This window comes from Nonomuraea glycinis, from assembly GCF_014646515.1.
Classification (GTDB): Bacteria; Actinomycetota; Actinomycetes; order Streptosporangiales; family Streptosporangiaceae; genus Nonomuraea; species Nonomuraea glycinis.
Map to the genome: position 1 here is coordinate 190,043 of NZ_BMNK01000004.1, position 25,634 is coordinate 215,676.

26 protein-coding genes and 1 riboswitch are annotated in these 25,634 nt (G+C 71.5%); of the genes, 11 read left to right on the forward strand and 15 right to left on the reverse strand.

What is annotated here, in order from left to right; genetic code table 11:
- The first annotated feature begins 150 nt into the window (after positions 1-150).
- A complete protein-coding gene (locus IEY87_RS14335) occupies positions 151-789 on the forward strand; it encodes a TetR/AcrR family transcriptional regulator (protein WP_225277337.1) in 639 nt (212 codons plus the stop codon).
- Positions 790-861: 72 nt separating this feature from the next.
- Here IEY87_RS14335 and IEY87_RS14340 read toward each other — a convergent pair whose 3' ends face one another.
- Together IEY87_RS14340 and IEY87_RS14345 are read right to left on the reverse strand one after the other, a co-directional pair.
- A complete protein-coding gene (locus IEY87_RS14340) occupies positions 862-1,704 on the reverse strand; it encodes an HpcH/HpaI aldolase/citrate lyase family protein (protein WP_189139116.1) in 843 nt (280 codons plus the stop codon).
- Positions 1,701-2,888 (reverse strand): CaiB/BaiF CoA transferase family protein, encoded by a 1,188-nt coding sequence (locus tag IEY87_RS14345; protein WP_189139117.1) that lies wholly within the window; start codon positions 2,886-2,888, stop codon positions 1,701-1,703. The genes IEY87_RS14340 and IEY87_RS14345 overlap by 4 nt, the downstream gene beginning before the upstream one ends.
- 57 nt (positions 2,889-2,945) lie before the next feature.
- Between IEY87_RS14345 and IEY87_RS14350 the strand changes: the two genes are divergently transcribed.
- Positions 2,946-3,620 carry a GntR family transcriptional regulator gene (locus IEY87_RS14350; RefSeq protein WP_225277336.1) on the forward strand — a complete coding sequence of 225 codons (675 nt, stop codon included), beginning with the start codon at positions 2,946-2,948 and terminating at the stop codon, positions 3,618-3,620.
- Positions 3,617-4,306 carry an HAD family hydrolase gene (locus tag IEY87_RS14355; protein WP_189139118.1) on the forward strand — a complete coding sequence of 230 codons (690 nt, stop codon included), beginning with the start codon at positions 3,617-3,619 and terminating at the stop codon, positions 4,304-4,306. The genes IEY87_RS14350 and IEY87_RS14355 overlap by 4 nt, the downstream gene beginning before the upstream one ends.
- A gap of 67 nt (positions 4,307-4,373) precedes the next feature.
- Here IEY87_RS14355 and IEY87_RS14360 read toward each other — a convergent pair whose 3' ends face one another.
- Positions 4,374-5,147 carry an inositol monophosphatase family protein gene (locus tag IEY87_RS14360; protein ID WP_189139119.1) on the reverse strand — a complete coding sequence of 258 codons (774 nt, stop codon included), beginning with the start codon at positions 5,145-5,147 and terminating at the stop codon, positions 4,374-4,376.
- A 142-nt stretch (positions 5,148-5,289) separates the two neighbouring features.
- On the opposite strand from IEY87_RS14360, the gene IEY87_RS14365 reads away from it, so the two are divergent.
- Both IEY87_RS14365 and IEY87_RS14370 read left to right on the forward strand, forming a co-directional pair.
- Positions 5,290-6,030 carry a GntR family transcriptional regulator gene (locus IEY87_RS14365; protein ID WP_189139120.1) on the forward strand — a complete coding sequence of 247 codons (741 nt, stop codon included), beginning with the start codon at positions 5,290-5,292 and terminating at the stop codon, positions 6,028-6,030.
- A gap of 222 nt (positions 6,031-6,252) precedes the next feature.
- Complete coding sequence (locus tag IEY87_RS14370) at positions 6,253-6,591, forward strand: STAS domain-containing protein (RefSeq protein ID WP_189139121.1); 339 nt, start codon at positions 6,253-6,255, stop codon at positions 6,589-6,591.
- Here the strand turns inward: IEY87_RS14370 and menD are convergent.
- Both menD and IEY87_RS14380 read right to left on the reverse strand, forming a co-directional pair.
- On the reverse strand, positions 6,554-8,230 hold the full coding sequence (menD, locus tag IEY87_RS14375) for a 2-succinyl-5-enolpyruvyl-6-hydroxy-3-cyclohexene-1-carboxylic-acid synthase (RefSeq protein WP_189139122.1): 1,677 nt from the start codon (positions 8,228-8,230) through the stop codon (positions 6,554-6,556). The two genes, IEY87_RS14370 and menD, sit on opposite strands and share 38 nt — an antisense overlap.
- Positions 8,227-9,129 (reverse strand): o-succinylbenzoate synthase, encoded by a 903-nt coding sequence (locus IEY87_RS14380; protein WP_229699340.1) that lies wholly within the window; start codon positions 9,127-9,129, stop codon positions 8,227-8,229. Before IEY87_RS14380 ends, menD begins: the two co-directional genes overlap by 4 nt.
- Before the next feature lie 81 nt (positions 9,130-9,210).
- Between IEY87_RS14380 and IEY87_RS14385 the strand changes: the two genes are divergently transcribed.
- The 3 genes from IEY87_RS14385 (at position 9,211) to IEY87_RS14395 (ending at position 12,215) form a co-directional block, all read left to right on the forward strand.
- Entirely contained in the window at positions 9,211-10,356 is a 1,146-nt protein-coding gene (locus IEY87_RS14385; RefSeq protein ID WP_189139124.1) for an AMP-binding protein, read from the forward strand.
- A gap of 43 nt (positions 10,357-10,399) precedes the next feature.
- Complete coding sequence (locus IEY87_RS14390) at positions 10,400-10,720, forward strand: hypothetical protein (RefSeq protein WP_189139125.1); 321 nt, start codon at positions 10,400-10,402, stop codon at positions 10,718-10,720.
- Between the two features lie 169 nt (positions 10,721-10,889).
- On the forward strand, positions 10,890-12,215 hold the full coding sequence (locus tag IEY87_RS14395; protein ID WP_189139126.1) for a sigma-70 family RNA polymerase sigma factor: 1,326 nt from the start codon (positions 10,890-10,892) through the stop codon (positions 12,213-12,215).
- Positions 12,216-12,371: 156 nt separating this feature from the next.
- Here IEY87_RS14395 and IEY87_RS14400 read toward each other — a convergent pair whose 3' ends face one another.
- Entirely contained in the window at positions 12,372-12,770 is a 399-nt protein-coding gene (locus IEY87_RS14400; RefSeq protein ID WP_189139127.1) for a hypothetical protein, read from the reverse strand.
- Positions 12,771-12,884: 114 nt separating this feature from the next.
- Between IEY87_RS14400 and IEY87_RS14405 the strand changes: the two genes are divergently transcribed.
- A complete protein-coding gene (locus IEY87_RS14405) occupies positions 12,885-13,445 on the forward strand; it encodes a TetR/AcrR family transcriptional regulator C-terminal domain-containing protein (protein WP_189139128.1) in 561 nt (186 codons plus the stop codon).
- Between the two features lie 198 nt (positions 13,446-13,643).
- Positions 13,644-13,841, forward strand: a complete 198-nt coding sequence (locus tag IEY87_RS14410) for a DUF5999 family protein (RefSeq protein WP_189139129.1) — start codon at positions 13,644-13,646, stop codon at positions 13,839-13,841.
- A gap of 303 nt (positions 13,842-14,144) precedes the next feature.
- On the opposite strand, the gene IEY87_RS14415 is transcribed toward IEY87_RS14410, so the two are convergent.
- Positions 14,145-14,738 (reverse strand): alpha/beta hydrolase family protein, encoded by a 594-nt coding sequence (locus IEY87_RS14415; protein WP_189139130.1) that lies wholly within the window; start codon positions 14,736-14,738, stop codon positions 14,145-14,147.
- 82 nt (positions 14,739-14,820) lie between these two features.
- Here IEY87_RS14415 and IEY87_RS14420 point away from each other — a divergent pair, with 82 nt between their 5' ends.
- Positions 14,821-15,165: a hypothetical protein gene (locus IEY87_RS14420; protein ID WP_189139131.1), complete on the forward strand. Its 345-nt coding sequence runs from the start codon at positions 14,821-14,823 to the stop codon at positions 15,163-15,165.
- Between the two features lie 139 nt (positions 15,166-15,304).
- Here IEY87_RS14420 and IEY87_RS14425 read toward each other — a convergent pair whose 3' ends face one another.
- From IEY87_RS14425 to IEY87_RS14460, 8 genes are all read right to left on the reverse strand, one after another.
- Positions 15,305-15,787 (reverse strand): hypothetical protein, encoded by a 483-nt coding sequence (locus IEY87_RS14425; protein ID WP_225277335.1) that lies wholly within the window; start codon positions 15,785-15,787, stop codon positions 15,305-15,307.
- 97 nt (positions 15,788-15,884) lie between these two features.
- Entirely contained in the window at positions 15,885-16,937 is a 1,053-nt protein-coding gene (locus IEY87_RS14430; protein WP_189139132.1) for a tetratricopeptide repeat protein, read from the reverse strand.
- Between the two features lie 311 nt (positions 16,938-17,248).
- Entirely contained in the window at positions 17,249-20,086 is a 2,838-nt protein-coding gene (gene gcvP, locus IEY87_RS14435; RefSeq protein ID WP_189139133.1) for an aminomethyl-transferring glycine dehydrogenase, read from the reverse strand.
- A gap of 160 nt (positions 20,087-20,246) precedes the next feature.
- Positions 20,247-20,338: riboswitch (glycine riboswitch) on the reverse strand.
- Positions 20,339-20,356: 18 nt separating this feature from the next.
- The gene (locus IEY87_RS14440; protein ID WP_189139134.1) at positions 20,357-20,977 is read right to left on the reverse strand and encodes a MerR family transcriptional regulator; all 621 of its coding nucleotides are present in this window, start codon (positions 20,975-20,977) and stop codon (positions 20,357-20,359) included.
- A gap of 148 nt (positions 20,978-21,125) precedes the next feature.
- Positions 21,126-21,596, reverse strand: coding sequence for a bifunctional nuclease family protein (locus IEY87_RS14445; RefSeq protein ID WP_082310546.1), 471 nt, complete (start codon positions 21,594-21,596; stop codon positions 21,126-21,128).
- Positions 21,597-21,702: 106 nt separating this feature from the next.
- On the reverse strand, positions 21,703-22,329 hold the full coding sequence (gene ftsR / locus IEY87_RS14450; RefSeq protein WP_229699333.1) for a transcriptional regulator FtsR: 627 nt from the start codon (positions 22,327-22,329) through the stop codon (positions 21,703-21,705).
- 23 nt (positions 22,330-22,352) lie between these two features.
- Positions 22,353-22,865, reverse strand: coding sequence for a double zinc ribbon and FHA domain-containing protein (locus IEY87_RS14455; protein WP_189139136.1), 513 nt, complete (start codon positions 22,863-22,865; stop codon positions 22,353-22,355).
- 264 nt (positions 22,866-23,129) lie between these two features.
- The gene (locus tag IEY87_RS14460; protein ID WP_189139137.1) at positions 23,130-25,634 is read right to left on the reverse strand and encodes a mannose-1-phosphate guanyltransferase; all 2,505 of its coding nucleotides are present in this window, start codon (positions 25,632-25,634) and stop codon (positions 23,130-23,132) included.

Below are 25,634 nucleotides of genomic sequence, written 5' to 3' on the forward strand. Positions count from 1 at the left end.
CCACCGGTTGTACCCCAATATCATCTGTATGTATAGACATACGGACTAATGCCTAGGACAAGGGACGAATCGTTCCCGACCCGGACGCCGGCACGAGCTCTTTAACCGTACGAGATAGAACGGAATTGTTCGTTCCAGTATGCTGAGTCCATGACGACAGCACCCATGAGCGGCCGCAAGGCGCAGGCCGCGCGCAACGACGAATTGATCCTCACGGCGGCGCGCGCCGTCTTCACCGCCGACCCGGGCGCCCCCATCGCGGCCGTGGCCGAGCGGGCGGGCGTCGGGATCAGTGCCCTCTACCGGCGTTATCCCAGCAAGGAGGCCCTGCTGCAGAAGCTCTGCGGCGACGGGCTGCAGCTCTACATCGCCGTCGCGGAGCAGGCGATGCGCGACCATGACGACCCCTGGGAGGAGTTCGCCGGCTACATGCGCGGCATCGTCGACGCCGACACCAACTCACTGACGATCAAGCTGGCGGGCACCTTCCACCCCACGCAGGAGCTGCACCAGCACGCCGCCAGGGCCTCCGAGCTGGCGACGCGGCTGCACACCCGCGCGGTGGAGGCGGGCGTGCTCCGGCCGGACATCACCCCCGCCGATCTCGCGCTGATCTTCGAGCAGCTCGCCTCGGTGAAGCTCGGCGACGAACAGCGGACCGGCGAACTCCGCCACCGCTTCCTGGCCCTGATGCTGGACTCCCTACGGCAGCCACCGGCGCACCGCCCCCTGCCGGGCCGCGCTCCGGACGACCTGGAACTGTCGGTCCGCTGGAGCCCCGTCGGCTAGATTCCGCCGCCGGTCACGCGAACAGCGTCACGGTCCGAGGATCAAGCGCCATCGGCGGCCGGGCGAACTGTGTCAAGGTCCAGGGGGTTGAGCGCCGTCGGCCAGGCGGGTGAACAGCGTCAGGGTGCGGCGCGCCCTGGCCACGATCGGGGCGTCCACGAACCTGCCGTCCGGCAGGGCGAGGGCGCCCGCCCCGGCGACCTCCGCCGCCTGAACGATCTCCGCGGCCTTGGCCGCCTCCTCCTCGGTCGGCCGGAAGGCCGCCCTGATCAGCGGCAGCTGCCGCGGATGGATCGCGGTCCTGCCGAACATGCCCAGCGCCCGCCCCGCCGCGCACGAGGCCACCAGCCCGGCCTCGTCCCGTACGTCCGGGTGGACGGCCATGGGCACCGGCGGCAGCCCCGCCGCCGCGGCGGCGAGCACGGCCTGCAGCCGAAGGTGGGTCACGGCGCTCTCGCCGGTGATGAACAGCTCGGCGGCCAGGTCCTGCTCGCCGAGCGCGATCCCGTCGACGCACGGGTGGGCGGCGATGGCCCGCGCGTCCATGATCCCGGCCGCCGACTCCAGCAGCGCGTACGCCCGTACGCCGAACCTCGCCAGCAGGTCCAGCGTGCCGGCCGACTCGACCTTGGGCAGCCGGACGGCGTCGGCCAGCGCGGCGAGCGCGTCCAGGTCGTCCAGCCCGCGCTGACCGGCCAGGTCGTTGATCCGCACGTGGACGGGCGGCCCCCCGTCGCTCGCCGCGGACCGTTCGCGCAGGAAGGCGGCGGCGTTGTCGCGGGCCTCGTCCTTGCGGGCCGGCGCGACCCCGTCCTCCAGGTCGATGATGACCACGTCGGCGCCGGAGCCGACCGCCTTGGCGAACCGCTCGGGCCGGTCGCCGGGCACGTACAGCCAGGTGACGGGGAGGTTCACGCGATCACTCCGCCATCGCGCAGCGCGGCGATCCGCTCAGGGGTGTAGGCCAGCTCGCCGAGCACCTCGTCGGTGTCGCGGCCGAGGCCGCGCCCCGGCCAGCGCACCTCCCCCGGCGTCTCCGACAGACGGAACAGCACATTCTGTACGGTGACCGTGCCGAGTTCCTCGTCGGGCACCTCGACGAAGGTGCCGAGCGCCGCGTACTGCGGATCCACCGCGATGTCGGCCACGTCGTAGATGGGGGCGACGGCGGCCTGCACCTCCTCGAAGCGGGCGATGACCTCGGCGGCGTCCCGTTCGGCGATCCAGGTGGCGACGGCCTCGTCCAGCTCGTCGGCGTGCCGCACCCGGCCGCTGCCGCTGCCGAACCAGGGCTGCTCGACCAGGTCGGCGCGGCCGACCAGGGTGACGACGCGCTCGGCGATGGGCTGGGCGCTGGTCGAGACGGCCAGCCAGCGGCCGTCGCGGGTGCGGTAGGTGTTGCGCGGCGCGTTGTTGCTGGAGCGGTTGCCGGTGCGCTCCGGCACCACGCCGAGCGCCTTGAAGGCGGTCATCTGCGGGCCGAGCAGGCCGAGGATGGGCTCGATGATCGCCATGTCGATCACCTGGCCGCGTCCGGTCCGTTCGCGGGCGCGCAGGGCCACCATGACGGCGTAGGACATGGCCAGGCCGGCGATGCCGTCGGCCAGGGCCAGCGGCGGCAGCGTCGGCGGCCCGTCCGGCTCACCGGTCATCGCGGCGAACCCGCTCATCGCCTCGGCCAGGGTGCCGAATCCGGGCTGCCTGGCCATCGGGCCGAACTGCCCGAACCCGGTCATCCGCGCCACGATCAGCCGCGGGTTGAGCGCCATCAGGTCCGCGGGCGCCAGGCCCCAGCGCTCCAGCGTGCCGGGGCGGAAGTTCTCCACGAGCACGTCGGACCGCTCGGCCAGGCGGCGCAGGATCTCCTGCCCCTCCTCGCGCGACAGGTCGACCGCCGCCGCGCGCTTGTTGCGCGACAGCGACTTCCACCACAGCCCCACCCCGTCCACCGAGGCGCCGTGCCCGCGTGACGGGTCGCCGCGCCGTGGATGCTCGATCTTGATCACGTCGGCGCCGAAGTCGCCGAGCATCATCGCGGCCGAGGGGCCGGCGAACAACGTCGCGGCGTCGATGACCCTCAGGTCGGCGAGGCTTGTCATAGTTATGCAACTTATAAGAAATATGTCATAGGTCAACTTTGGGAGACACTAGGAGACATGACCAGCCAGCCCCGGCCGCCCATGAGCAAGGCCGAGTACGTCTACAGCGTCCTGCTGGACGAGATCCGCACGGCCCAGATCCCCGGTGGCACCGCCCTGCGCGCCGGAGCCGTCGCCCAGCGGCTGGGCGTCTCGGTCACCCCCGTACGCGAGGCGCTGCGCAGGCTGGAGAAGGATCGGCTGGTCAGCTACGAGGCCCACCACGGCGCCACCGTGGTCGACCTCGGCGACGACGCGCTGGAGGAGTTCTACGGGCTGCGCGCGGTGGTCGAGGGCCTCGGCGCGCGGCTGGCCGCGGCCCGGATCACCGGCGAGGAGCTGGCCCACCTGCACGACCTGCACGCCGCGATGGAGCGCGCCGCCGACGAGGGCGGCAACGACCGTCTCGGCGAGCAGAGCAGGCACTTCCACCTGCGCATCGCCGACATCGGCGGGCCCGCCTTCCTCGGCCAGCACGCCAGAGCGGTGCGCAACAGCTTCCCGGTGCCCGCCGCGGCCTCGCTGTGGCTGGACGCGGCCCAGGTCAGGCGGCAGCTCGACGCGCACGCGGCGATCCTGACCGCGTTGGCGGGAGCCGACGGCGCGCGGGCCGAGCTGCTGATGATCGAGCACGTCCGGCAGGCCGGTGCCTATCGCCGGACCCGCGGGCCCGCTGACAGGATGACCTCATGATCAAGGGCATCCTGTTCGACCTCGACGGCACCCTGCTCGACCACCGCGCCGCCGCCGACGCCGGGATCACCGCCTGGGTGTCGGCCCGCGCTCCCGGCCACCCCCGGCTCGGCGAGGCGGCCGGGCTCTGGGCCGCGCTGGAGGGGCCGCATCTGCAGGCGTGGCACGCGGGCGAGTGCTCGTGGGCGGAGCAGCGCCGCCGCCGGGTGCGCGCGCTCTGCCAGGAACTGGCCCTGGAGACTCCCGGCGACCTGGACGCCGCCTTCGCCGCGTTCGCCGAGCACTACCGCGACGGGTGGACCGCCTTTCCGGACGCGGCGGACGCCGTGGCCGCGCTCGACGGGTTCCGGCTGGGCGTGCTCACCAACGGCAGCCAGGAGATCCAGGAGGCGAAGGTACGCGCGATCGGGCTGGGCGGGCGGGTCGGCCCCGTGTTGACGGGCGAGGTGCTGGACGGCTGCTACAAACCGGTCCCGGCCTGCTACACCGGCGCGGCCGACGCGCTCGGGCTGGCGCCCGGGGAGGTGCTGCTGGTGGGCGACGACGTGGCGAACGACGTCACCGGCCCGGCCACGGCCGGGATGCGCTCGGTCTGGCTGGACCGGCTCGGCGTCGAGACCGCTCCCCCGGGCTTCCCGAGAATCACCACCCTGACCGACCTCCCACCACTGCTCACCCGCCCCTGAACCGCCCGCGACCTGCCCCGGCGTGAGCGCGGCCAGGCCGAACCTCGCTTGAGCACCGCTGCGGCCTTCAGCCGGGCAGCACCTCGGCCAGGGCCGAGTTCTTCAGGTCGAAGCCGCCCACGTGCGCCAGATAGTCGCCCTTGGCCAGCGGGTCGCCCAGATAGACGCCGCCGGCCTGCCGCACCAGCAGGGCTCCGGCCGCCACGTCCCAGGGGTGGGAGTGGGTGCCGTAGGCGGCGTCCGACCAGCCGGCGGCGACGTGGGCGAGCTTGAGCGCGGCGCTGCCGGGCCGGCGCACGGCGGCGAAGGAGCCGACGAAGCGGCCGTAGCGGCGCAGCGCCTCCTCCCCCTCGGCCTCCAGGTCGAGCGGCGTCGGATAGCTGCTCAACAGCATCGCCTCACGGTCCCGGGTGGCCCCCTCGCTGCGGATCGGCTTGCCGTCGCACCAGGCTCCCTCGGTGGAGGCGGTGAACATGTCCTCGCGTATCGGGTCGTACACCACGCCCGCGACCAGTTCGCCGCGCACGGAGGCGGCGATGGAGACGCAGAAGAACGGCAGGCCGGCGGCGAAGTTGGCGGTGCCGTCGATGGGGTCGACGTACCAGCGCACCTCGCCCGAGCCGGTCTCGCCGCCCTCCTCCCCCACGATGGCGCCGCCGGGCCGGCGTGCGGTGATGACGGCGCGGATGGTCTCCTCCGCGGCTCTGTCGTGCTCGGTCACCGGGTCGTGGAAGTCCCGTTTTGTAGTGATCTGCGGCCGGGATCTGAAGGCCTCACGCAGCCGGGGTCCCGCCGCCATGGCCGCTTCGGTGGCGGTGTCCAGCAGTCCGGTCACGTCCATGCATCCCCCTATGAGCTCGCCGACCGCCCGTCATCGGCGACTATGACAGGACATAGTGACCTCAGGATGAACAAGCGACACGACCTGCAGCCTAACAAGTGCTATTTGTCAGGACATTCTGACCTCGGATAATCTGATCAGCATGACCGCGAATCTGGCGATCGACCTGGACCGATCCAGCCCCGTGCCGCTCTACTTCCAGGTGGCCGAGCAGATCGCCGAAGCCATCCGGCGCGGCGACCTGACACCCGGCTCCCGGCTGGACAACGAGATCCTCCTCGCCGACAAACTGGGGCTGTCCAGGCCCACGATTCGCCAGGCGATCCAATACCTCGTCGACAAGGGCCTGCTGGTCCGCAAGCGCGGCGTCGGCACCCAGGTGGTGCACGGGCAGGTCAAACGCTCGGTGGAGCTGACCAGCCTCTATGACGACCTGCGCCGCTCCGGCCAGGAGCCGGCCACCCAGGTGCTCAAGCTGGAGCCGCGCCAGGCTGAGGACGCGGTCGCCGCGATCCTCGGCGTCGAGCCCGGCGCCGACGTCCTCTACCTGGAGCGGCTGCGCTTCGCCGCGGGCGAGCCCCTGGCCGTGCTGCACAACTGGCTGCCGCTCGGGCTGGCCCAGCTCACCGCCGCCGACCTCGAAGGCCGCGGCCTGTACGAGCTGCTGCGCGGCTCCGGCGTGCGGATGCGCGTGGCCAACCAGCGCATCGGCGCCCGCGCCGCGACCCAGACCGAGGCCAAGCTGCTGGACGAGCGGCGCGGCGCCCCCCTGCTGACCATGGTCCGCACCACCTACGACGACCAGGGCCGGGCCGTCGAGCACGGCTCGCACATCTACCGGGCCTCCCACTACTCCCTGGAGGTCACCCTCATCGAGCGGTGAGCCACTAAGGCCACCCGTATCCCCATCTTCCGGCGAACCGATCGGCCATCGGGTTACACTCCAGCTGGAAACAGGCAGTCGCCGCTGATTTCACCGTGCCGCCCGAACCCCGCGTCACACATTCCTCGCGCCGACCGCTCGGATCCGCCACGCCCGTGGGGGCACGGTGTGGCGTGCCCGAGGGCCGGCGCATCTCTCGGCTTTGGGGACGGCATTCGGGCCATGGCACCACTTCACCTGACGACCAGGGACCACGGTGACACCGTGACCGTCTCGGTCTCCGGCGAGCTCGACATCGCCACCATCGACGTCCTGCGCGCCCACCTGCTCGATGTCCTGGAACGCGCCGGCGGCGAGGTGGTGCTGGAGATGAGCGGGCTGTCGTTCATCGACGCGGCCGGGCTCGGCGCCCTGGTCGCGCTCCGCGGGCAGGCCAGGCTGCACGCCACGAGACTGCTCCTGGCCGGCGTCCCCGCGCCGATGGCGCGGCTGCTGCGGATCACCGGCCTGGAAGGCCACTTCCTCACCCTGCGGCGGCAGAGTCCTGAAGGAAGGCCGTGATCGCCGCCTCGGTGGCGTCGCGCATCCGCGCGTGCACCGCCGCGTTCGCCGCACGGTCGGTGCGCACCTCCACCACTCGCGGCCCCTCGCCGCGCAGCGCCTTCGACAGCTCGGACGGGTCCCGCACCTGCGTGTACGGGGTGCCGGTCGCGGCGGTGACGTAACCCAGGTCCACTCCATGCGGCGTGCCGAAGACGCGCTCGAACGGGTCGCGCAGCGCCGCCTGGGGCAGCAGCGAGAAGATGCCGCCCCCGTCGTTGTTGACCACCACCAGGCACAGGTCCGGCCGGGGCTCCCGGGGGCCGAGGATCAGGCCGTTCTGGTCGTGCAGGAACGACAGGTCGCCCATGAGCGCGTAGGAGGGCCCGTTGTGCGCCAGCGCCGCGCCCATCGCCGTGGACACCAGCCCGTCGATGCCGGAGGCGCCGCGGTTGGCCAGCAGCTTGAGCCCGCGCCGGGGCCGCATCGCCTGGTCCAGGTCCCTGATCGGCATCGAGGAGCCGCAGAACAGCAGGGCGCTGTTGGGCAGCATGTCCGCCAGGTCGCGGGCCAGCCGGGGCTCGCTCAGCCCCGAGTCGTCCAGCACCTCGTCGAGCGCCGTTCTGGCGGCCGCGTCGGCCTGCCGCCAGGAGTGCAGCCAGCTGTCGTCACCCGAGGCCACCGGGATCTCCACCGCCTGCGCCACCTGGCTGGCCGACCGGGTGGGGTCGGGCCAGCGGCCCAGGTCGGGGGCGACCACGATGTGCTCGTCGGCACGCCCCAGCCAGGACAGCAACGGCTTCGACAGACCGGGACGGCCCAGCGTGACCACCACGTCCGGCCGGTAGGCGTCGGCGAAGTCCGGCACGCCGAGCAGGTGGTGGTAGGTGGAGATGGCGTGGTCGCCGTAGCGGGCGCCGCCGTTCGGCTCGGACAGCACCGGCCAGCCCGCCATCCCGGCGGCGGCGACGTATCGGCGCACGTTCGGCGCGCCGTCACCGACCACGAGCACGCCGCGCCTGGTGGGCGGGATGTGCAGGGCGATGGGCGGCGGCGCGACCCGGGAGCGCACCCACGGCCCGCCGGCGCGGCCGTCCAGCGGCTCGCACCACGAGGGGTCGCCGTCGGGGATCAGCGGCTCCCGAAAGGGCAGGTTCAGGTGCACCGGCCCCGGATCGTCCGGGCCGACGGCACGCTGGTAGGCGCGGCAGGCCAGGGAGCGCCAGTAGGCCACCTGGCCGGGCCGGTTCTCGGGCGTCCCGGCCTCGGCGAACCAGCGGGGCGCCGAGCCGTACAGCTTGAGCTGGTCGATCGTCTGGTTGGCGCCGGTGCCGCGCAGCTCGGGCGGGCGGTCGGCGGTGAGCACGAGCAGCGGCACACCGGACTCGCCGGCCTCGATGACGGCGGGGTGGAAGTTGGCGGCGGCCGTCCCTGAGGAGCAGATCAGCGCGACGGGCCGCTCGGCCCGCCGGGCCAGCCCGAGCGCCAGGAAGGAGGCCGACCGCTCGTCGATCCGGACGTGCAGCCGCACCCGCGACTCGGCGTGCAGCGCCAGCGCCAGCGGGGCGGAGCGGGAGCCGGGCGCGATCACGACGTCGGTGAGGCCGCAGCGCACCAGCTCGTCGACCAGAACCGTGGCCAGCGCGGTAGCGGGATTCACAGTGACGCCTCCTGCATCCGGCGTAGCCACGACGGAGAATCAATCTGAAAACTCGACATATCCGACAAATGATGAAAATTCACCTCAGGATGGCGTACGGCCAGCATCCCGTCCAGGGGCACCAGCGAATCCTCCACCACATCGCCCGACAGCAACGCCATCGTCGCGAGCCCGCACGCGTACGGCAGCTCCGGCAGCGCGGCGGCCAGCGCCAGCCCGGCCGCCAGCCCCACCGAGGTCTCCACGGCGCTCGACACCACGGCCGGCAGCCCACACGCCTCCACCACCCGCAGCGCCGCCCGCACGCCGCCCAGCGGCTGCACCTTGACCACCGCGATGTCGGCCGCCTCGGCGGCCCGCACCCGCAGCGGATCCTCGGCCCGGCGGATGGACTCGTCGGCCGCCACCGGCACGTCGCAGGCCCGCCGCACCGCCGCCAGCTCCGCCAGCGTGGCGCAGGGCTGCTCGACGTACTCCAGGTCGAAGCGGTCGAGCTCCTTGAGCCGCCGGACCGCCTCGTCCACCTCCCAGGCGCCGTTGACGTCGACGCGCAGCTTGCCGGCCGGGCCGAGCGCGTCACGCACGGCCTCCACCCTGGCCAGGTCCTCGGCGAAGCTCTGCCCGCGCTCAGCCACCTTGACCTTGGCCGTGCCGCAGCCGGAGCGCCGGACGATCTCGTGCGCCTGCTCGGGCCCGACGGCGGGCACGGTGGCGTTGACCGGGACCGACGCGCGGACCGGCGCGGGCCAGCCTTCGAAGGCGGCCTCGCGCGCGCAGGCGAGCCACCGGGCGCATTCGCGCGGCCCGTACTCGGGGAACGGCGAGAACTCGCCCCAGCCCGCCGGCCCGTGCAGCAGCACCCCTTCTCTGACGGTCTGACCCCGGAACCTGGTGCGCATCGGAATCCGGAAAACCACGGGAGAACGCGTCACGACCCTCCCTGCGCCGCTGCCCGATCTGACGCCATTAACCTTACGAGCATGTGGAGGAACCCGTCGCATCCGGACCGCCCGCTGCACGCCGTCGTGCAGCCCGCGGGCCCCCGGCTGTTCGCCGCGATCCGCGACGCGCTGTCCGGCGACGGACCCGCCGTGCTGCCCCTGACCCCCGGCCAGGAGGGCCCCGCGCTCGCGGCCCTGCGCCCCACCCACGTGAACGGGGTACGGCAGGCGGACGGCGTCGGCGTGCCCGGTGACGTGGCGGTGGTCATCGCCACCAGCGGCAGCACGGGCGCCCCGAAGGGCGTGCTGCTCTCGGCGACGGCCCTGCGCGCCTCCGCGGCCGCCTCGCTGCGCCGGGTGGAGGCCGCCAAAGGTGAGCGGTGGCTGTGCTGCCTGCCCGTCTCCCATGTGTCCGGCCTGCAGGTTCTGGTCCGATCGCTGCTCGGCGAGAGCGAGCCGGTGTTGCACGAGCGCTTCGATCCCGAGGCGGTGCTGGCCTCGGGCGCCGCGCACGTCTCGCTGGTCCCGACCCAGTTGCACCGGCTGGTGGGGCTCCAGGCGGACCTGTCGCGCTTTCGCACCATCCTGCTCGGCGGCGCGGCGCCCCGGCCGGGACTGCTGGCCGAGGCCGCGGCCCTCGGCGCCCGGGTGGTCACGACGTACGGGATGAGCGAGACCAGCGGCGGGTGCGTGTACGACGGCCGGCCCCTTGACCACGTGGACTGCAGGATCGGCGACGACGGCCGGATCCGCCTGGCCGGGCCCGTGCTGTTCGCCGGTTACCGCTTCGGTGGCGAGGCCCCCCTCGACGGCGGCTGGTTCGTCACCTCCGACCTCGGCGAGTTGTCCGGCGGCAGGCTCCGCGTCCTCGGCAGGGCCGACGACGTGATCAACACCGGCGGCGAGAAGGTGGTGGCCGCCACCGTGGCCGCCGTGCTCGGCGGTCACCCCGAGATCGCCGAGGTGGCGGTGGTGGGCCGGCCGGACCCTGAGTGGGGCGAGGCCGTGGTGGCCGTCGCGGTCCCCGCCGACCCGGCGAACCCGCCCACGTTGTCCCAGCTCCGCGCCTACTGCGCCGATCGGCTGCCGCCCTTCGCCGCGCCACGTGAGTTGCGCCTGATGCCCCGCTTGCCATTGCTCGCAAACGGGAAAACAGATCTCATGCGGCTCAAGTCCGGAACCTGATGACTTGTTGCATGCGTCATAGTGGGGAGAAGGAGGGAGCCTCATGAACCAGACCCGCAAGATGTGGGCCTCTGCGGCGGTTGTCGGCGTGATCCTCGTCGGCGGCGTCTCGGTCGCGGCGGCCGCCTCGGCGGGCAGGCTCGACCAGGCCCGGCAGACCAGGGCCGTGGTGCAGGAGGACCCCCCGTTCAGTCCGCCGCCGACCCGGGACGCCAAGCACACCGAGGACGGCATCGTGGTGTCCGACGAGCTCGAAGCCGATCCGGACGAGGTCGTCGGCTACTGGACCGACGACCGCTTGCAGGAGGCGCAGCCGATGCCGATGCCCGAGGTCAAGCCGGGTGAGCTCGTCTTGCCCGAGTAGGATCGTCAAGGGGCGGGCCTTAGGGTGGGTTCCGCCCTTTTTCGCCCTCACGGGAACAAATAGCGGCCGATGGCGTTATGGATACTGGTGAGTCGAGCGGCCGGAGCCGGGCCGCCCCACCATGAACCCGCCTAGATCGTTTCCGCTCCTGTATGGAGGAGGTGTCCTCATGCCCCGAACCGCCGTGGCGACCGCCACTCCGCCCGCAGACCTCGAGCAGCTCATTGACCGAGGGCGAAACCAAGGTCACCTTTCTCTCGCGGAGCTGCGCGACGCCTTCGCCCAGGCCGGCATCAGCCCGGCCCAGGGCCGGTCCATCCTGCGCGAACTCACCGACGCCGGCGTGAGTCTGGCCGCCGAGGACGAGCCCACACTGGCCAAGACCGCCAAGAAGACCCAGCGCTCCGCCAGGAAGGCTTCCGGCACCGAGACTACCGACTCGAAGGCCGCCAAGGCAAAAGACAAGAACATGAAGGCCGACGACGACGAGGACGGCCCCGACGACCTGGTGCTGGAGGTCTCCGCCGAGGTGGCCGAGGAGGTCGACGCCGAGAACGAGCCGCTCGACCTGGACGACAACCAGTCCGTGATGGGCGACTCCGTCCACACCTACCTCAAGTCCATCGGCCGCCGCACGCTGCTCACCGCGGCGCAGGAGGTCGAGCTGGCCAGGCGCATCGAGGCCGGCCTGTACGCCGAGTACAAGCTGGAGAGCACCCCCGACCTGACCCCGGCGCGGCACGCCGACCTGATGCTCGTGGCGCAGGACGGCAAGGCGGCCAAGGACCACATGCTGGAGGCCAACCTCCGCCTGGTCGTCTCGGTCGCCAAGAAGTACACCGACCGCGGCATGTCCCTGCTGGACGTCGTCCAGGAGGGCAACCTGGGCCTGATCAGGGCCGTGGAGAAGTTCGACTACACCAAGGGCTTCAAGTTCTCCACCTACGCCATGTGGTGGATCCGCCAGGCCATCCAGCGCGGCTTCGCCGACTCGGCCCGCACCATCCGCCTGCCGGTCCACGTACTCGAGATGCTGTCGAAGCTGTCGCGCATCGAGCGCGACATGCACCAGCGGCTGGGCCGCGAGCCCACGCCCGAGGAACTGGCCGTCGAGCTGGACAAGACCCCCGACCAGATCGAGGAGCTGCTGCGCACCAGCCGCCAGCCCATCTCGCTCAACGCGACGATCGGCGAGGACGGCGAGACCACGATCGGCGACCTCATCGAGGACGTCGACTCGCCGGAGGCGTCGGAGATCGTCGACCGCCAGCTGCTGGGCGACCAGCTGCGGGGCGTGCTGCGGAACCTCTCACCGCGCGAGGCCAAGATCATGGCTCTGCGCTTCGGGCTGGTCGACGGCAAGCCGCACACGCTGGACGAGATCGGCAAGCACATGGGACTCACCCGCGAGCGCATCCGCCAGCTCGAGAAGGAGTCGCTGTCCAAGCTGCGCCACCCGAGCAACACACGCCCCCTGCTCGACTGGGCCAGCTGACCTCTCCAGCCCTCTGTACGCCGAACGCCCCGGCCCGGAATACCTCCCGGACCGGGGCGTCTGCGCAGTCAAGCGCTCCACCGCACGGATCTCTGTGCGCTCCGACCGTACGGGTGGAACTGCGCCTGTGTGTTTCGGTGTGCGGATCGAACGGCGTCAGCGGGCCGCGGGGACCGGGCGGGGCAGGCGCGGGATGCCCCAGAGCCTGTTCTCCTCGCGCAGCGTGCGCAGTCGCTCCACCTCGGCGGTCCACATGGCGCCGGCGGGCGTGGCCTTCGCCTTGCGGCGGGCGATGCGGTCGTCGTAGGACTTGACGCCGAACGTGGCCCGCTGTCCCGCCTCGGCCGCCCGCAGCGCCTCGGTCAGCGCCTTGTCGAACGCCATCCCCGCGGCCCGCAGCTCGACATCGTCCGCGTCGGTGGCCTGCAGCTCGCGCAGCGTCCGCTCGGCCTGCCTGGCCTTGTCCAGCAGCTCGGGGAAGCTCTTGGAGATCTCCTGATCCGCGTGGAAGCGGACCTCGGCCTCGCGGCTCACCCGCGGACGGAAAAACGCCATCGACTCTGCCCTTCGAACTGTCGGTTCTTGCCAGCGACCAGGGTACGCCGTGCCGCGCCACGCCCAGTACCCGGATCCGCGTGCCCGGCGCCTTTACATAGTAAGATGATCAGTATGCCCGCCAAGCGACCGCCCGTCCCCCTCTCCCGCGAGCGCATCATCGAGGCCGCGCTGCACATCGCCGACAGCCAGGGCCTGCGCCGGCTCACCATGCGCAGGCTGGGCGACGCCCTGCAGGTGGAGGCCATGGCCATCTACCACCACCTGCCCAGGGGCAAGGAAGCGCTGATGGACGCGCTGGCCGAGCACGTCACCGCCGTCCGGGTGGAGCAGGCGGCCACCTGGCAGGAGACCGCCAAGGCCTGGTGCCGGGCCAGCCGCGAGGTGCTGCGCGAGCACCCCGGCGTGCTCGCGCTCGCCCTCACCAAACCGCCGAAGGGCGGCACCGCCCTGGCCATCGGCGAGCAGGTCGAGCAACTCACCGACGCGGGCCTGCCGGACGCGGCCGACGCCGTGCGCTCGCTGCGGGCGTTCGTCTTCGGCAGCGTCGCCGTCGAGGTCCAGCAGTCAGGATGGGCCGACCCGGAAGTGGACGAGTGGACCCGGCGCGACGAACGGGCCGACGCCGACTTCGAGCGCGGACTGGAAGCTTTGCTTCGAGGGCTCCAAATCTAGTGTGCGTGTCGAGCTTGGCCCGTTATCCTGCATAAGGCACGCTGTGTCGAAGGTCACACGATTGGGGCATCCTCCTCTAACAGTCCTAACGGACTATGTCGGAATGTGTGACATACAACGCACACTTGCTGCAAACGAAAAACCCGAGCGCTCCCACCCCTCTTCCGGGAGCACCCACGAGATATCGGAGGCACGCCGATGTGCCCGCACGACCCGGTCTGTCCGTCTGCCGAGGCGCCCGACCGCGAGGCCGCACGTACTCTTGCCTGCCACCCCGAGCAGGGGTGGAGCCTGCTGTGCAACGGCGTAGTCCTGTTCGAGGACACCGGGGAGCTCCTGCCCGGTGGCACCGCCATCGCCCCGCACCGCCCCGACCCCCTGGTCGGCGCGATCTGACCCATACCCGGCCGCCCGCACTGACGGCGGGCCGGTCACCCACGTCCCGCCTGCGACCTCGGCGGGACAGCCTCGACCGCCAGGCCGAGCACCCCCCGCCCGCCAAGGGCCGCGAGACAGCCGACCGGCCCCGAGGCGGCGACCCCGCAACCTCCAGCAGGTTGCGGGACCAGCACCACCGGCCCTTCTCCGCCGGCTCCACCGGCGCGTGAGCCAGTCGGCCACCACCTCAGCTCAAGTGGCGCTTGAGCCAGTCGGCCACCACCTGACCTCCAGTGGTCCTTGACCAGGTCGGGCGCCAGCTCAGCTCAAGTGGCGCTGGAGCCAGTCGGCCACCACTTCGCCCACGCGGGCCGGGTTCTTCTTCAGGTCGTGGCCCTCTCCTGGCAGCACCACCATCCGCGTCGCGTCCGCCGGATCCGGCAACCCGAACGGGTCCCGGTCCCCGCTGACCACCAGCACCTCCACTCCGGCCCCGCGCAGTTCGTCGGCCCTGGACCGTTCCGGCCTGCCCGGCGGATGCAGCGGGAAGGCCAGTGCCACCACCGAGGCCGCGCCCACCGCCTTGGCGGTCCGGCAGGCCACCCGCGCCCCGTTGCTCCGCCCGCCCTGCACCAGGGGCACGTCCGGCCACCGCTTACGCAACTCGTCCACCACGATCTGCCACGCCTCGTCCTGCCGGGCCGGCGACCCCGGCGCCCGCGCCCCGGCCACCCTGAACGCCTGTGTCACCCTCGCCACGCTCGCGCCCACGCCGAGCGCCGCGTCCCGCACCGCCAGGAGATCGGGCGCGTCCACTCCCCCGGCCGACCCGTGCGTCAGCACCAGCAGCATCCGGGCCCGCTCCACCTCGTCGACCTCGACCAGCGCGCGACCCCGAGGGGTCATGATCTCCATGGCAGCACCGTACCTGGGTATGAGGTCAAGCTCAGTCTCAGGTGTGATGACGGCGTGCCCCGGACCATGGAGGATCGGCCGTATGCGAGACACGAGCCCCTTGCGCGAGGACCTGCAGGCCACGCTGGACGCCCGCCGCGACCTCGGCCCCGACTACGAGCCCGCCCTGGTCGACTCGCTGGTCGAGCGCCTGGACGCCACCATCGCCGCCCGGGTCGCCGCCGAGCTCCATCTGCGCGGCGTGCCGCCCGCCAAGCAGCGGGCCAGCGGCTCGGCCATGATCCCCATCGCCCTGGGCTCGATGGGCATCGGCATTCCACTCACCGCCATCGCGAACTCCTCCGGCCTGGTGGCGATCGTGGTGACCTGGATCGCCATCGTCGCGATCAACATGGCGTCCGCCATGGTCATCATGCGCCGCCCCTGACCGCCGAACCCCCACACCCTCTCAATCCGGGCCCACAGACCTCTCGCGCCCCATGACCCGCACAACCTTCGCCCTCGCGTGGCCGGGTCTCGCGCCCCAGCCCGCGCGGTCTCGCTCGACGGCCACGCGGCCCGCAGGTCTACGCCGGTGCCTCGGTCCGTGTTCCCAGGTCTCCGGGCGGGTCTGCGACCGGTTCCCAGCGTGCCTGGAGGTCGGCGCAGATCACCTGCACGGTGCCCGTGAGAAACATCAGTTCGTGACTGCAACCATGCTCATGCGGCAGGATCTCGTCCAGCCGCAGGCTGCTCAGCCCCACCTTCGGGTCCCCGCCGACGCGGACACCGGCCACCCCGGCATAACGGATGACCAGGCGCTCGGAGTGCTTCCACGGATTAGCCTCCAGGCGGAGCTCCAGGCCGAGCGGCCCGCCTCCCAGAGACAGGCCCCCGAACTCGAGGTCCTTCACACAGCGGGGGCCGGCGAAGTCGTAGTGCTCCGGATCACTGGCGAACGCGCGCGCACCGGCGGGCAGCCGTGGGCCCAGCTCGGGCAGCTTGTCCAGGTACGGAGACGGATCATGCATCAGCGCACCGTCCTGCCACTCCACTACGACGAGCTCCACCGATCTCCCTTCAAGATCGCCCACGGGAGGACGGAGGTGGCACGTGCCAAGCCCCGCTGAGCCGGCACCCCGATCGCGAGCACGTCACCGCCCGAGGTCAGCCACGGTCGTAACGCAGCCGCACCTCGGACGCGAGCGTCTCATCCTCATGATTCAAGCCGTACGCCCACACCTGGTCGGCATCGTCGGCGCGTCCCCGTAGCGGGAGCGTGCGGGCCAGCAGCTCGACCGCGAGGGCAGTGGTCTGAGCCTCGCCGTCGTCCTCCACGGCACCCGCGAACTCGGCGCAGGCGAGCTCCAGGTGCGCGATGCCGAGCTGCACGCGCAGCCGGGCCGCGTCGTCACCCCCGGCGTCCTCCAGGCCGTCCAGCAGCACCTCCGCCGCCTCCCCTGGCTCACCGCGCTCCATGAGCAGGTCCGCGAGCTGCTGAATCGCATGCACGCGCACGTCCGCACCACCCTGCCCGACGTCCGCACCACTCTGACCGGCCTGCCCGACGTCCGCGCCGCTGTGGCCGGCTTGTCCCACGTCCGCGCCGCTGTGGCCGGCTTGCGAGCTGCCCTGCCGGACGCCCGCGCCGGCCTGCCCGACGTGCGCACCGCCGACCGTCTGGCCCGCATGCCTCCGCTCGCCGTCGGCCGCATGGTGCCCGCTGTCACGAGGTGCGTCGCCGACGGCGCCCTGGCCGTCTCCCCGCCGCGCTGTCGTCGCGTCGCCGGCGTCGATGGCGGCGCGGAGCTCGGTCTCCGCCTCGTCGTACTCGCCGGTCTCCACGGCGAGCCGGGCGAGCGCGAGGTGGGCGAGCGGGACGTAGGCCGGCGTACCGACCCCCAGCACTGCTTGCCAGGCGCCCCTCGCCTGACCGTAACGGCCCTCACGTTCGAATCCCTGGGCCAGGTGGCAGGCGGCCTGGGCGGCGAACTCGGGATGACCGGTGGCGAGCGCGGTCCTGGCGGCGGCGCGGGCGCCGTCGACGTCGCCCCGCTGGTCGAGGACTACGGCGAGGCCGACGGCGGCCTGTGCCACGTCGGGGCCGCCGGGGGCGGAGGCGAGTTCGGCGAGTATGGCGGCCGCACCATCGAGATCACCGTCTTCGGCCAGGCGGCGGGCGGTGTCCAGCGGCGGGGTCTCCAGCTCTGAGGACGTCAAGAGAGCTCCTTCGGCGACGATCGCACCGAGCCTAACGACTTCTGGCGATCATGTCTGCTCACTTGCGCCCGTAGGCATGATACGCACACCTTTGCGGCGTCAGGCCCTCCCCAGCCGACGACACGAGGGCGAGCCTGGGCCACGAACGCAGGCCCGAGGGCAGGGCGTACGGCATGATGCATGCTCGCGCACGGGGCGGAAAGGCCGAGTTCCGGGCGGGGACGGGCGGCGCGATGCGTGCCCGTACACAAGGTGGAAAGGCCGAGGCCCGGCACGCTCGTAAGCGGGCCGGGCCGGTGGGCGGGGGTGGGTCAGTCCTCGTACGCCTCCAGCGGCGGGCAGGAGCAGACCAGGTTGCGGTCCCCGTACGCCTGGTCGATGCGGCGTACCGGCACCCAGTACTTGTCGTCCCGCAGTGAGGGCACCGGGTAGGCGGCCTCGGTGCGCGAGTACGGGTGGGGCCACGCGTCGGCGGTGAGCGCCTCGGCGGTGTGCGGGGCGTTACGCAGGGGGTTGTCCGTCTTGCCGTAGTCGCCGGAGCCCACCTTCGCGATCTCCTCCCGGATGGCGATCATCGCGTCGACGAACCGGTCCAGCTCCCCCAGGTCCTCGCTCTCCGTAGGCTCGATCATGAACGTGCCCGCGACCGGGAACGACATGGTCGGCGCGTGGAAGCCGTAGTCGATGAGCCGCTTGGCCACGTCGTCGACGGTGACGCCGGTCTCCTTGGTGATCGGCCGCAGGTCGACGATGCACTCGTGGGCGACCAGCCCGCCCCGCCCGGTGTAGAGGACCGGGTAGTGGGGCGCCAGGCGGCGCGCGAGGTAGTTGGCCGACAGGATGGCCTGCTCGGTGGCCGCGGTGAGGCCGTCCCCGCCCATCATCCTGATGTACGCCCAGGAGATCGGCAGGATGCCGGCGGAGCCGTACGGGGCGGCCGAGACGGGACCGACGGGGGTGCCGTCACGCAGCGGGTGGCCCGGCAGGTAGGGAGTGAGGTGGGCGCGGACCGCGACGGGCCCGACGCCGGGGCCGCCACCGCCGTGCGGGATGCAGAACGTCTTGTGCAGGTTCAGGTGGGACACGTCGGCGCCGAACTCACCCGGCTTGGCCAGGCCCACGAGTGCGTTGAGGTTGGCCCCGTCGACGTACACCTGGCCGCCGGCGCGGTGCACCTTGGCGCAGATCTCGGTGACGGTCTCCTCGTAGACGCCGTGCGTCGAGGGGTAAGTGATCATGATGGCGGCGAGCCGGTCACGGTGCTTGTCGATCTTGGCGTCGAGGTCGGCGAGCTCCACGTTGCCGCCCGCGTCGCAGGCCACGACCACGACCCGCATGCCCGCCATGACGGCACTGGCGGCGTTGGTGCCGTGCGCCGAGGACGGGATGAGGCAGACGTCGCGCTCACCCTCACCGCGCTCGCGGTGGTAGGCGCGGATGGCGAGCAGCCCGGCGAACTCGCCCTGGGAGCCGGCGTTCGGCTGGATGGAGACGGCGTCGTAGCCGGTGATCTCGGCCAGCCAGCCTTCCAGCGTCTGGATGAGGTCGACGTAGCCGGCCGCCTGCGCCTCGGGGGCGTAAGGGTGGATGGCGGCGAACTCGGGCCAGGTGATGGGCTCCATCTCGGTGGTCGCGTTCAGCTTCATGGTGCAGGAGCCGAGCGGGATCATGGAGCGGTCGAGCGCGATGTCCCGGTCCTGCAGCTTGCGCAGGTAGCGCAGCATCGCGGTCTCGGAGTGGTGGTCGTGGAAGACCGGGTGGGTCAGATAGCCGGACTCGCGCGCCAGCGAGGCGGGCACCGCGTCGGGCACCCGGGGGTCGTCGAGGGCGACGCCGTCGCGCTCGACGCCGAAGGCGGCCCACACCTTGGTCACCTCGGCGGCGCCGGTCTTCTCGTCGCAGGCGATGGAGACGTGGTCGGCGTCGGCCTGCCAGAGGTTGACGCCCCGCTCGGCGGCGGCGGCGACGATCTCGGCCGCCCGGCCGGGCACGCGGGTCAGCACGGTGTCGAAGAACTCCTGGTGGACGACCTCGACGCCGCCCTGTCGCAGGCCGTCGGCCAGGACCGCGGCGTGCCGGTGCACGCGGGTGGCGATCCGGCGCAGCCCGTCGGGCCCGTGGTAGACGGCGTACATGCCGGCGATCACGGCCAGCAGGACCTGGGCGGTGCAGATGTTGCTGGTGGCCTTCTCGCGGCGGATGTGCTGCTCGCGGGTCTGCAGGGCCAGCCGGTAGGCGGGGTCGCCGTCGGCGTCCACGGACACGCCCACGAGCCGTCCGGGCATCTGCCGCTGCAGTCCTTCCCGTACGGACATGTAGGCGGCGTGCGGGCCGCCGAAGCCGAACGACACGCCGAACCGCTGCGTGGAGCCGATGGCGATGTCGGCGCCGAGCTCGCCGGGGGCGGCGACCAGGGTGAGCGCGAGCAGGTCGGCGGCGGCCACGACGAGCGCGCCGGCGGCGTGCGCCCGCTCGGCCACGTCGCGGAAGTCGCGCAGCCGGCCGGAGGCGCCCGGATACTGCACGAGCACGCCGAAGCAGTCCGGCAGCTCGCCCGCCAGGTCGCTGTCCACGAGCGTGATGCCGAGCGGCTCGGCGCGGGTGGCCAGCACCGCCTTGGTCTGGGGCAGCGTGTCGGCGTCGATGACGAACACGTCGCTCTTGCTCTTGCCGGTGCGCCGGGACAGCGTCATGGCCTCGGCCGCGGCGGTGCTCTCGTCGAGCAGGGACGCGCCCGCCACGGGCAGGGCGGTCAGGTCGGACACCACGGTCTGGAAGTTGAGCAGCGCCTCCAGCCGGCCCTGCGAGATCTCCGGCTGGTACGGCGTGTAGGCGGTGTACCAGCCCGGGTTCTCCAGCAGGTTGCGGCGGATCACCGCGGGCGTGACGGTGTCGTGGTAGCCCAGGCCGATCATGGAGGTGAGCACCTGGTTGCGATCGGCCAGGGCACGCAGCTCGGCGATGGCCTCGGCCTCGCTCGCGGCGGCGGGCAGCTTGAGGCGGTCCTTGCTCCTGATCGCCTCAGGGACGGCCACGGCCACCAGGTCCGCCACGGACTCGAAGCCCACGGCCTCGAGCATGCGCTGCTGCTCGCTCGGGGACGGTCCGATGTGCCGGGTGGAGAACGGCGGTGGTGACAGGTCGGTCATGGAGATGCCTCCCAAGGCGATGGAGACCGGCGCAGAGCGCGGGCGTATGCCAGGTCTCCCCCTCTGTCACCGCTGTCTTCGCGACCTGAGAGCTTCACCCCGAAGGGCTTGCACCGTCGGTGAGACGCGCCTGGCGAGCGCGCCTGCTTTCCAGAGTTGCCTCACCCGAGCGGTACCGGTTGCCTGAGAGATTCCGGGGAGGTTGCTCCTTCGGCGCCCCGGGCCAGCCGGGGACTCTCCCGCATGGGGTCATCGACATGTCCTAGATTACTACCCTATTCGGCGCGCCCGTCGCCTCTGGGCCAGTTCGTCAGCGGGATGGTCGGCCGGGACGGTGTCCGCGACCGCCGCCCGTTCCCCCGGCAGCTCCGCGAGGGATCCCTCGACCTCGCGCCAGACCCGGCCGAGCGCGATGCCGAACACGCCCTGGCCACCCTGGAGCAGGTCTATCACCTCGTCCGCCGAGGTGCACTCGTAGACGCTCACGCCGTCGCTCATCAGCGTGATCTGCGCGAGGTCGGCCACCCCGCGATCCCGCAGATGTTGTACGGCCGTGCGGATCTGCTGAAGGGACACCCCGGTGTCGAGCAGTCGCTTGACGACCTTGAGCACCAGGATGTCGCGGAAACTGTAGAGCCGTTGGGAGCCCGAGCCTTGCGCTGCTCTTATCGTGGGCTCGACCAGGCTGGTGCGTGCCCAGTAGTCCAGCTGCCTGTAGGTGATGCCGGCTGCCGCGCACGCCGTCGGGCCACGGTATCCGATGTCGTCCGGCAGTGTCGCAGGCTGCTCGTCGAAGAGCAGGCCCTGCTCTCCGGCACGCTGCCGCGCGCTCTCCCGCCGTACCGGATCTTCCTGGCCGGCCGTCTTTCCCTCGCCGCTGCTGACCGCCACGCGGACCTCCGGCTTTCTCTCATCCCGCGGCCTGATCTGGGGGTTCGTAAAAAGGCGGCCACGGGTTTCACTTGCACCGTAGGACCGTGACCATGCTCAGTCAACGATCCGGCTCGGCGCGTCGTGAAGCGTAAATGCACTGAAATACCTACCCCGCCCTGCCAAAGTCTTCGGGAGAGATCGTGTCAAGGAACTCCCTGAACTTCTCCACCTCGTCCTCCTGGTCGTCGGGGATGATCACTCCGGCTTCCTGGACCACCTCTTCGCTGGCGAAGATGCGGGCTCCGGTGCGCAGCGCGAGCGCGATGGAGTCGGACGGCCTGGCGCTCACCTCCACGCCGTTGGAGAAGACCAGGTCGGCGAAGAAGATCCCGTCACGCAGGGCGACGATGTTGACGGCGCGCAGGCCCACGCCCAGCGCGCTCAGCACGTCCCGGAACAGGTCATGCGTGAGCGGCCTGGGCGGAGGCTCCTCCGCCTGGGCGAGGGCGATGGCCGTTGCTTCGGTCATGCCAATCCAAATAGGCAGAAACCGTTCCCCGTGTGCCTCCTTGAGCAAGACGATCGGCTGATTTGTGGGCATCTCTACGCGGACACCCACGACCTCCATCTGCAACACGGGCTGCTCCATATTCGACTGGCCGGCGACCCGGCACAGCTCATTGCTGGTCCGCTTCTGCATTTCAACGTAACACCCGAGGGGCCCTGAATGTCCCTCGGGCCGCTCATCGCCCGAGAACGCTCCGCACGCCCGTGCGCAGCAGGGCCTCGTGCAGTTCGAGCAGGCGCGTGGACAGCTCCCTGGCCACCTCGTCGGCCTCGCCGATCGCCCCCGGCGCCCGCCGTTTCAGGATCGGCGCCACGGTCTGCTCGACCAGGCCGGCCTCACGCTCGGCCGCCGCCTTGACCGCCCGCAGGTGCCGGGCGTGCAGCCCGAAACGGGCCAGCGCGCCGACGCTGCGCGCCACCTTGAGCGCGTCCTCGTCGTAGCGCCTGGCCTTGGCCGCGAGCAGGCCGTAGTCCTCCAGCTCGGTGAGCGTCTCCTCGTCGAGCCCGGCCGCCTCGAGCAGCTCGGCGCGGCTGAGGCGCACCTCCTGCTTGTCCTGGACGGCGCGGGGACGGGCGAAGCTCTCCGCCATCTTGTCCTTGATCACCCTCAGCGGCAGGTAATGGTCGCGTTGCTCGGTGAGGATGTAGCGGAGCTGCTGGACGTGCAGGTGAGTGAACTTGCGAAAGCCCGACGGGGTCCGCTCCGGCTCGATGAGCCCCTCCCCCTCCAAGAAACGGATCTTGGAGACGGTGACGTCGGGGAACTCGCCCTGCAGGAGGGCGAGCACCTCCCCGATGCTCATGTGCGAGCGTGCCGCCTGCGAGGTCATGCGCCGGCGGGTGTCCGCATCAGGAACAACAGCCGGAACTTTCCGATCTGCACCTCGTCGCCCGAGTGCAGCGGGACCTCCTCGATGCGTTCCCTGTTGACGTAGGTGCCGTTGAGGCTGCCCACGTCGCGCACGGAGAACAGGCCGCCGCGCTGGCGGTAGAACTCCACGTGCCGGCGGGAGACGGTGATGTCGTCGAGGAAGATGTCACTCTCCGGATGGCGCCCGGTGGTGGTGAGGTCCTTGTCGAGCCGGAAACGGCTGCCCTGGTTGGGCCCTCTGGTCACGGACAGCAACGCCGTGCCCGGCGGGAGCTGTTCGACCAGCGCCCGCTCGGCCAGCAGCATGTCACCGGTCTCTGCCTCGTACGCCTCGATTCCCGCGACGGAGATCGTCGAAGTGGTGTCCCCCGAGACCTCGTGTCTGGTCAAGGGTGACCCACAGCGGGAACAGAAACGGGCATCCTCGGGGTTGGCGTGCCCGCACTGCGTGCAGTAGACGCTCGGCATCGATCGGCTCGGCCTCCTACCGCGAAGACGCGGCAACGGTGCTCGGGGCGCGCCTCGCTTCGCTCTCAAGTTTGCGAATGCCGCAACTTACGCTGATCAGCGGCAAAGGTCAAGGCGGGGCGCTGGACGACAGGTTCGGACGCTGACAAAGTTACCGCCGTCCCGGCCTGAAGGTCCATGCCGCCGCGCCTTCTAACATTACGATCTTGCACGCCATCCGACAAATCGCCGTCGCCCCGGGGTCATGGACGCGGTCCCGGGCGGTCACAGGGCGGCCTGCTCGACCACGGCGGCCCAGCGCTCCAGCAGGAGCTGGGCGCTGTCCACGTCGGAGGCCTCGGCCCACAGGTCGGTGACGGGTTCGGTGGCGGCGGGCAGGATGAGCACCCAGCTTCCGTCGTCCCCCACCACCCGCACCCCGTCGGTGGTGTCGATATGGTAGCCCTCGGCGGCGGACTCGGCCGCCTCGATGACCGAGCGCATCACCGCCCCCTTGGCCTTCCACTGCGTGGGGATCGCCCGCTTGAGCAGCTTGGCCTCGGGGATCCTGGCGTCGATCTGGCTGAGCGAGAGCCGGGTGCGGGCGACCAGCCCAAGCAGGCGCATGAACGCGGCCAGCCCGTCCAGCGCGGGACTGAACTCGGGCACCACGAAGCCGCCCCTGCCGTCCCCGGCGAAGATCATGCCGGGACCGCCGGCGGCGGAGGTGAGAGCGTCGACCGCGGTGGAGGTCCACTGCACCTCCACACCGTGGAAGCGGCAGACCTGCTCGGCGACCCGGGTGGTGGTGACCGGCAGCGCCACCCGGCCGCCCCGGCGCTCGGCGGCCACCAGGTCGAGCACCACGAGCAGGGCGCGTTCCTCGCTGATGAACTGCCCCATCTCGTCCACCAGCGCGACCCGCTCGCCGACCGGGTCGAAGCGGACGCCGAAGGACGCCCGTGAGGAGCTGACCAGCTCCGACAGTCGCTGCAGGTCGCGGCGGCGCTCGGCGAGCGTCTCCGTGGGCGACAGGTCGTCCAGGACGGCATTGACGGTGAGCACCTCGATGCCCGCGCGTCCGAGCAGCCTGGGCAGGACCAGCGAGGAGGTGCCGCCGGCGCAGTCGACCACGACCTTCATGTCCCTGACGCCGGTCATGTCCACCCGGCGCAGCAGCTCGTAGGTGTAGTCCTCGACGGTCCTGGACGGGTAGGTGAGCTCGGCGATCTCGCCGGGGAAGGCGCGGCGGAACTCCTGGCGGGAGAAGACGCGCTCCAGCTTGCGCTGGGCGGCGGGCGGCAGGTCGGCGCCCCGGTCGTCCATGATGACGATGTCGACGCTCTGCGGGTCGCCGGCGGTCGTGCGCAGCGCGATGCCGCCCGCGGCGGTCCCCCGCGAGGAGTGGAAGCGGGCCACCGGCAGCGGCGCGGCCTCCAGGTCGAGCACGTTGATGGCGCTGGCGGTGAGCGCGCTGATCACGGCCCGCTTCAGCGCCCTGGCGGCCAGCGAGGCGTCCCGGGAGGTGACGACGCGCTCGCCCTTCTTCAGGGTGGTGGCGTAGGCGCTGGCCAGCCGCACGCACAGCTCGGGGGTGATCTCCACGTTGACCAGGCCGCTGACGCCGCGCCGGCCGAACAGGCTGCGCTGGCCGCGCGACTCCCAGATGACGCTGGTGTTGACGACCGCGCCCGCCTCGATGGTCTTGAACGGGTAGACCCGCACCCCGCTGGAGACGTACGCCTCCGCCTCGATGACGCATTCGTCGCCGATGACGGCGTTCTCCTCGATGCGGGCGCCGCGCATCACGTCGGTGCTCTTGCCGATCACGCAGCCGCGCAGGTGGGCGCCGGGGCCGAGGTAGACGTTGCTGTGCACGATCGCGCGGTGCAGGAAGGCGCCCTCGCGGACCACGGCGTTGTTGCCCAGGACGGTGTACTCACGCAGCTCGGCGCCGCCCTCGACCTTGGCGTACTCCCCGATGAACAGCGGGCCCTTGAGCACCGCGTCGGGCTCGACGGAGGCCGAGGCGGCCACCCAGACGCCGGGCGACAGCTCGAAGCCGCCGATGTCCAGCCTGACCTCGCCGGACAGGGCGTCGGCCTGGGCCTTGAGGTAGCTCTCGTGGGTGCCGACGTCCTCCCAGTAGCCGTCGGCGACGTAGCCGTAAATGGGGGCGCCGCGTTCGAGGAGCGCGGGGAAGACGTCGGAGGCCCAGTCGACGGACTCCCCGGCGGCCACCTCGTTCAGGACCTCCGGCTCCATGATGTAGATGCCGGTGTTGACGGTGTCGGAGAAGACCTGGCCCCAGGTGGGCTTCTCCAGGAAGCGCTGCACCCGGCCGAGCTCGTCGACGATGATGATGCCGAATTCGAGCGGGTTGGGAACGCGCTTCAGCCCGATGGTGACCAGAGCCGAGTTCTCTCGATGAAACCGGATCATGTCCGTGAGATCGATGTCCGTCAGGGCGTCGCCGGAGATGACGAGGAACGGCGCGTCGTGCAGGCGGTCGGCGGCGTTCTTCACGCTGCCCGCCGTGCCCAGCGGGATGTCCTCGGTGGCGTACTCCAGGCGCATGCCCAGCTCGTCGCCGTCGCCGAAGTAGTTGCGCACCAGCGCGGCCAGGAACTGGACGGTCACCACGGTCTCGGTGATCCCGTGCCGCTTGAGCAGCCGCAGGACGTGCTCCATGATCGGGCGGTTGACCACGGGGAGCAGGGGTTTGGGCTGGTTGGCCGTCATCGGTCGCAGCCGAGTGCCCTCACCGCCCGCCATGACGACCGCCTTCAC

Bases quoted from the DNA above. Each gene is read 5' to 3' on its own strand.
- gcvP (WP_189139133.1), bottom strand. From the start codon at position 20,086: ATGACCGACCTGTCACCACCGCCGTTCTCCACCCGGCACATCGGACCG.
- IEY87_RS14400 (WP_189139127.1), bottom strand. From the start codon at position 12,770: ATGGCGTTTTTCCGTCCGCGGGTGAGCCGCGAGGCCGAGGTCCGCTTC.
- IEY87_RS14355 (WP_189139118.1), top strand. From the start codon at position 3,617: ATGATCAAGGGCATCCTGTTCGACCTCGACGGCACCCTGCTCGACCAC.
- IEY87_RS14390 (WP_189139125.1), top strand. From the start codon at position 10,400: ATGAACCAGACCCGCAAGATGTGGGCCTCTGCGGCGGTTGTCGGCGTG.
- IEY87_RS14350 (WP_225277336.1), top strand. From the start codon at position 2,946: ATGACCAGCCAGCCCCGGCCGCCCATGAGCAAGGCCGAGTACGTCTAC.
- IEY87_RS14345 (WP_189139117.1), bottom strand. From the start codon at position 2,888: ATGACAAGCCTCGCCGACCTGAGGGTCATCGACGCCGCGACGTTGTTC.
- IEY87_RS14335 (WP_225277337.1), top strand. From the start codon at position 151: ATGACGACAGCACCCATGAGCGGCCGCAAGGCGCAGGCCGCGCGCAAC.
- IEY87_RS14415 (WP_189139130.1), bottom strand. From the start codon at position 14,738: ATGGAGATCATGACCCCTCGGGGTCGCGCGCTGGTCGAGGTCGACGAG.
- IEY87_RS14380 (WP_229699340.1), bottom strand. From the start codon at position 9,129: ATGCGCACCAGGTTCCGGGGTCAGACCGTCAGAGAAGGGGTGCTGCTG.
- IEY87_RS14360 (WP_189139119.1), bottom strand. From the start codon at position 5,147: ATGGACGTGACCGGACTGCTGGACACCGCCACCGAAGCGGCCATGGCG.
- IEY87_RS14410 (WP_189139129.1), top strand. From the start codon at position 13,644: ATGTGCCCGCACGACCCGGTCTGTCCGTCTGCCGAGGCGCCCGACCGC.
- IEY87_RS14455 (WP_189139136.1), bottom strand. From the start codon at position 22,865: ATGCCGAGCGTCTACTGCACGCAGTGCGGGCACGCCAACCCCGAGGAT.
- IEY87_RS14370 (WP_189139121.1), top strand. From the start codon at position 6,253: ATGGCACCACTTCACCTGACGACCAGGGACCACGGTGACACCGTGACC.
- IEY87_RS14395 (WP_189139126.1), top strand. From the start codon at position 10,890: ATGCCCCGAACCGCCGTGGCGACCGCCACTCCGCCCGCAGACCTCGAG.
- IEY87_RS14365 (WP_189139120.1), top strand. From the start codon at position 5,290: ATGACCGCGAATCTGGCGATCGACCTGGACCGATCCAGCCCCGTGCCG.
- IEY87_RS14405 (WP_189139128.1), top strand. From the start codon at position 12,885: ATGCCCGCCAAGCGACCGCCCGTCCCCCTCTCCCGCGAGCGCATCATC.
- IEY87_RS14385 (WP_189139124.1), top strand. From the start codon at position 9,211: ATGTGGAGGAACCCGTCGCATCCGGACCGCCCGCTGCACGCCGTCGTG.
- IEY87_RS14420 (WP_189139131.1), top strand. From the start codon at position 14,821: ATGCGAGACACGAGCCCCTTGCGCGAGGACCTGCAGGCCACGCTGGAC.
- ftsR (WP_229699333.1), bottom strand. From the start codon at position 22,329: ATGAGCATCGGGGAGGTGCTCGCCCTCCTGCAGGGCGAGTTCCCCGAC.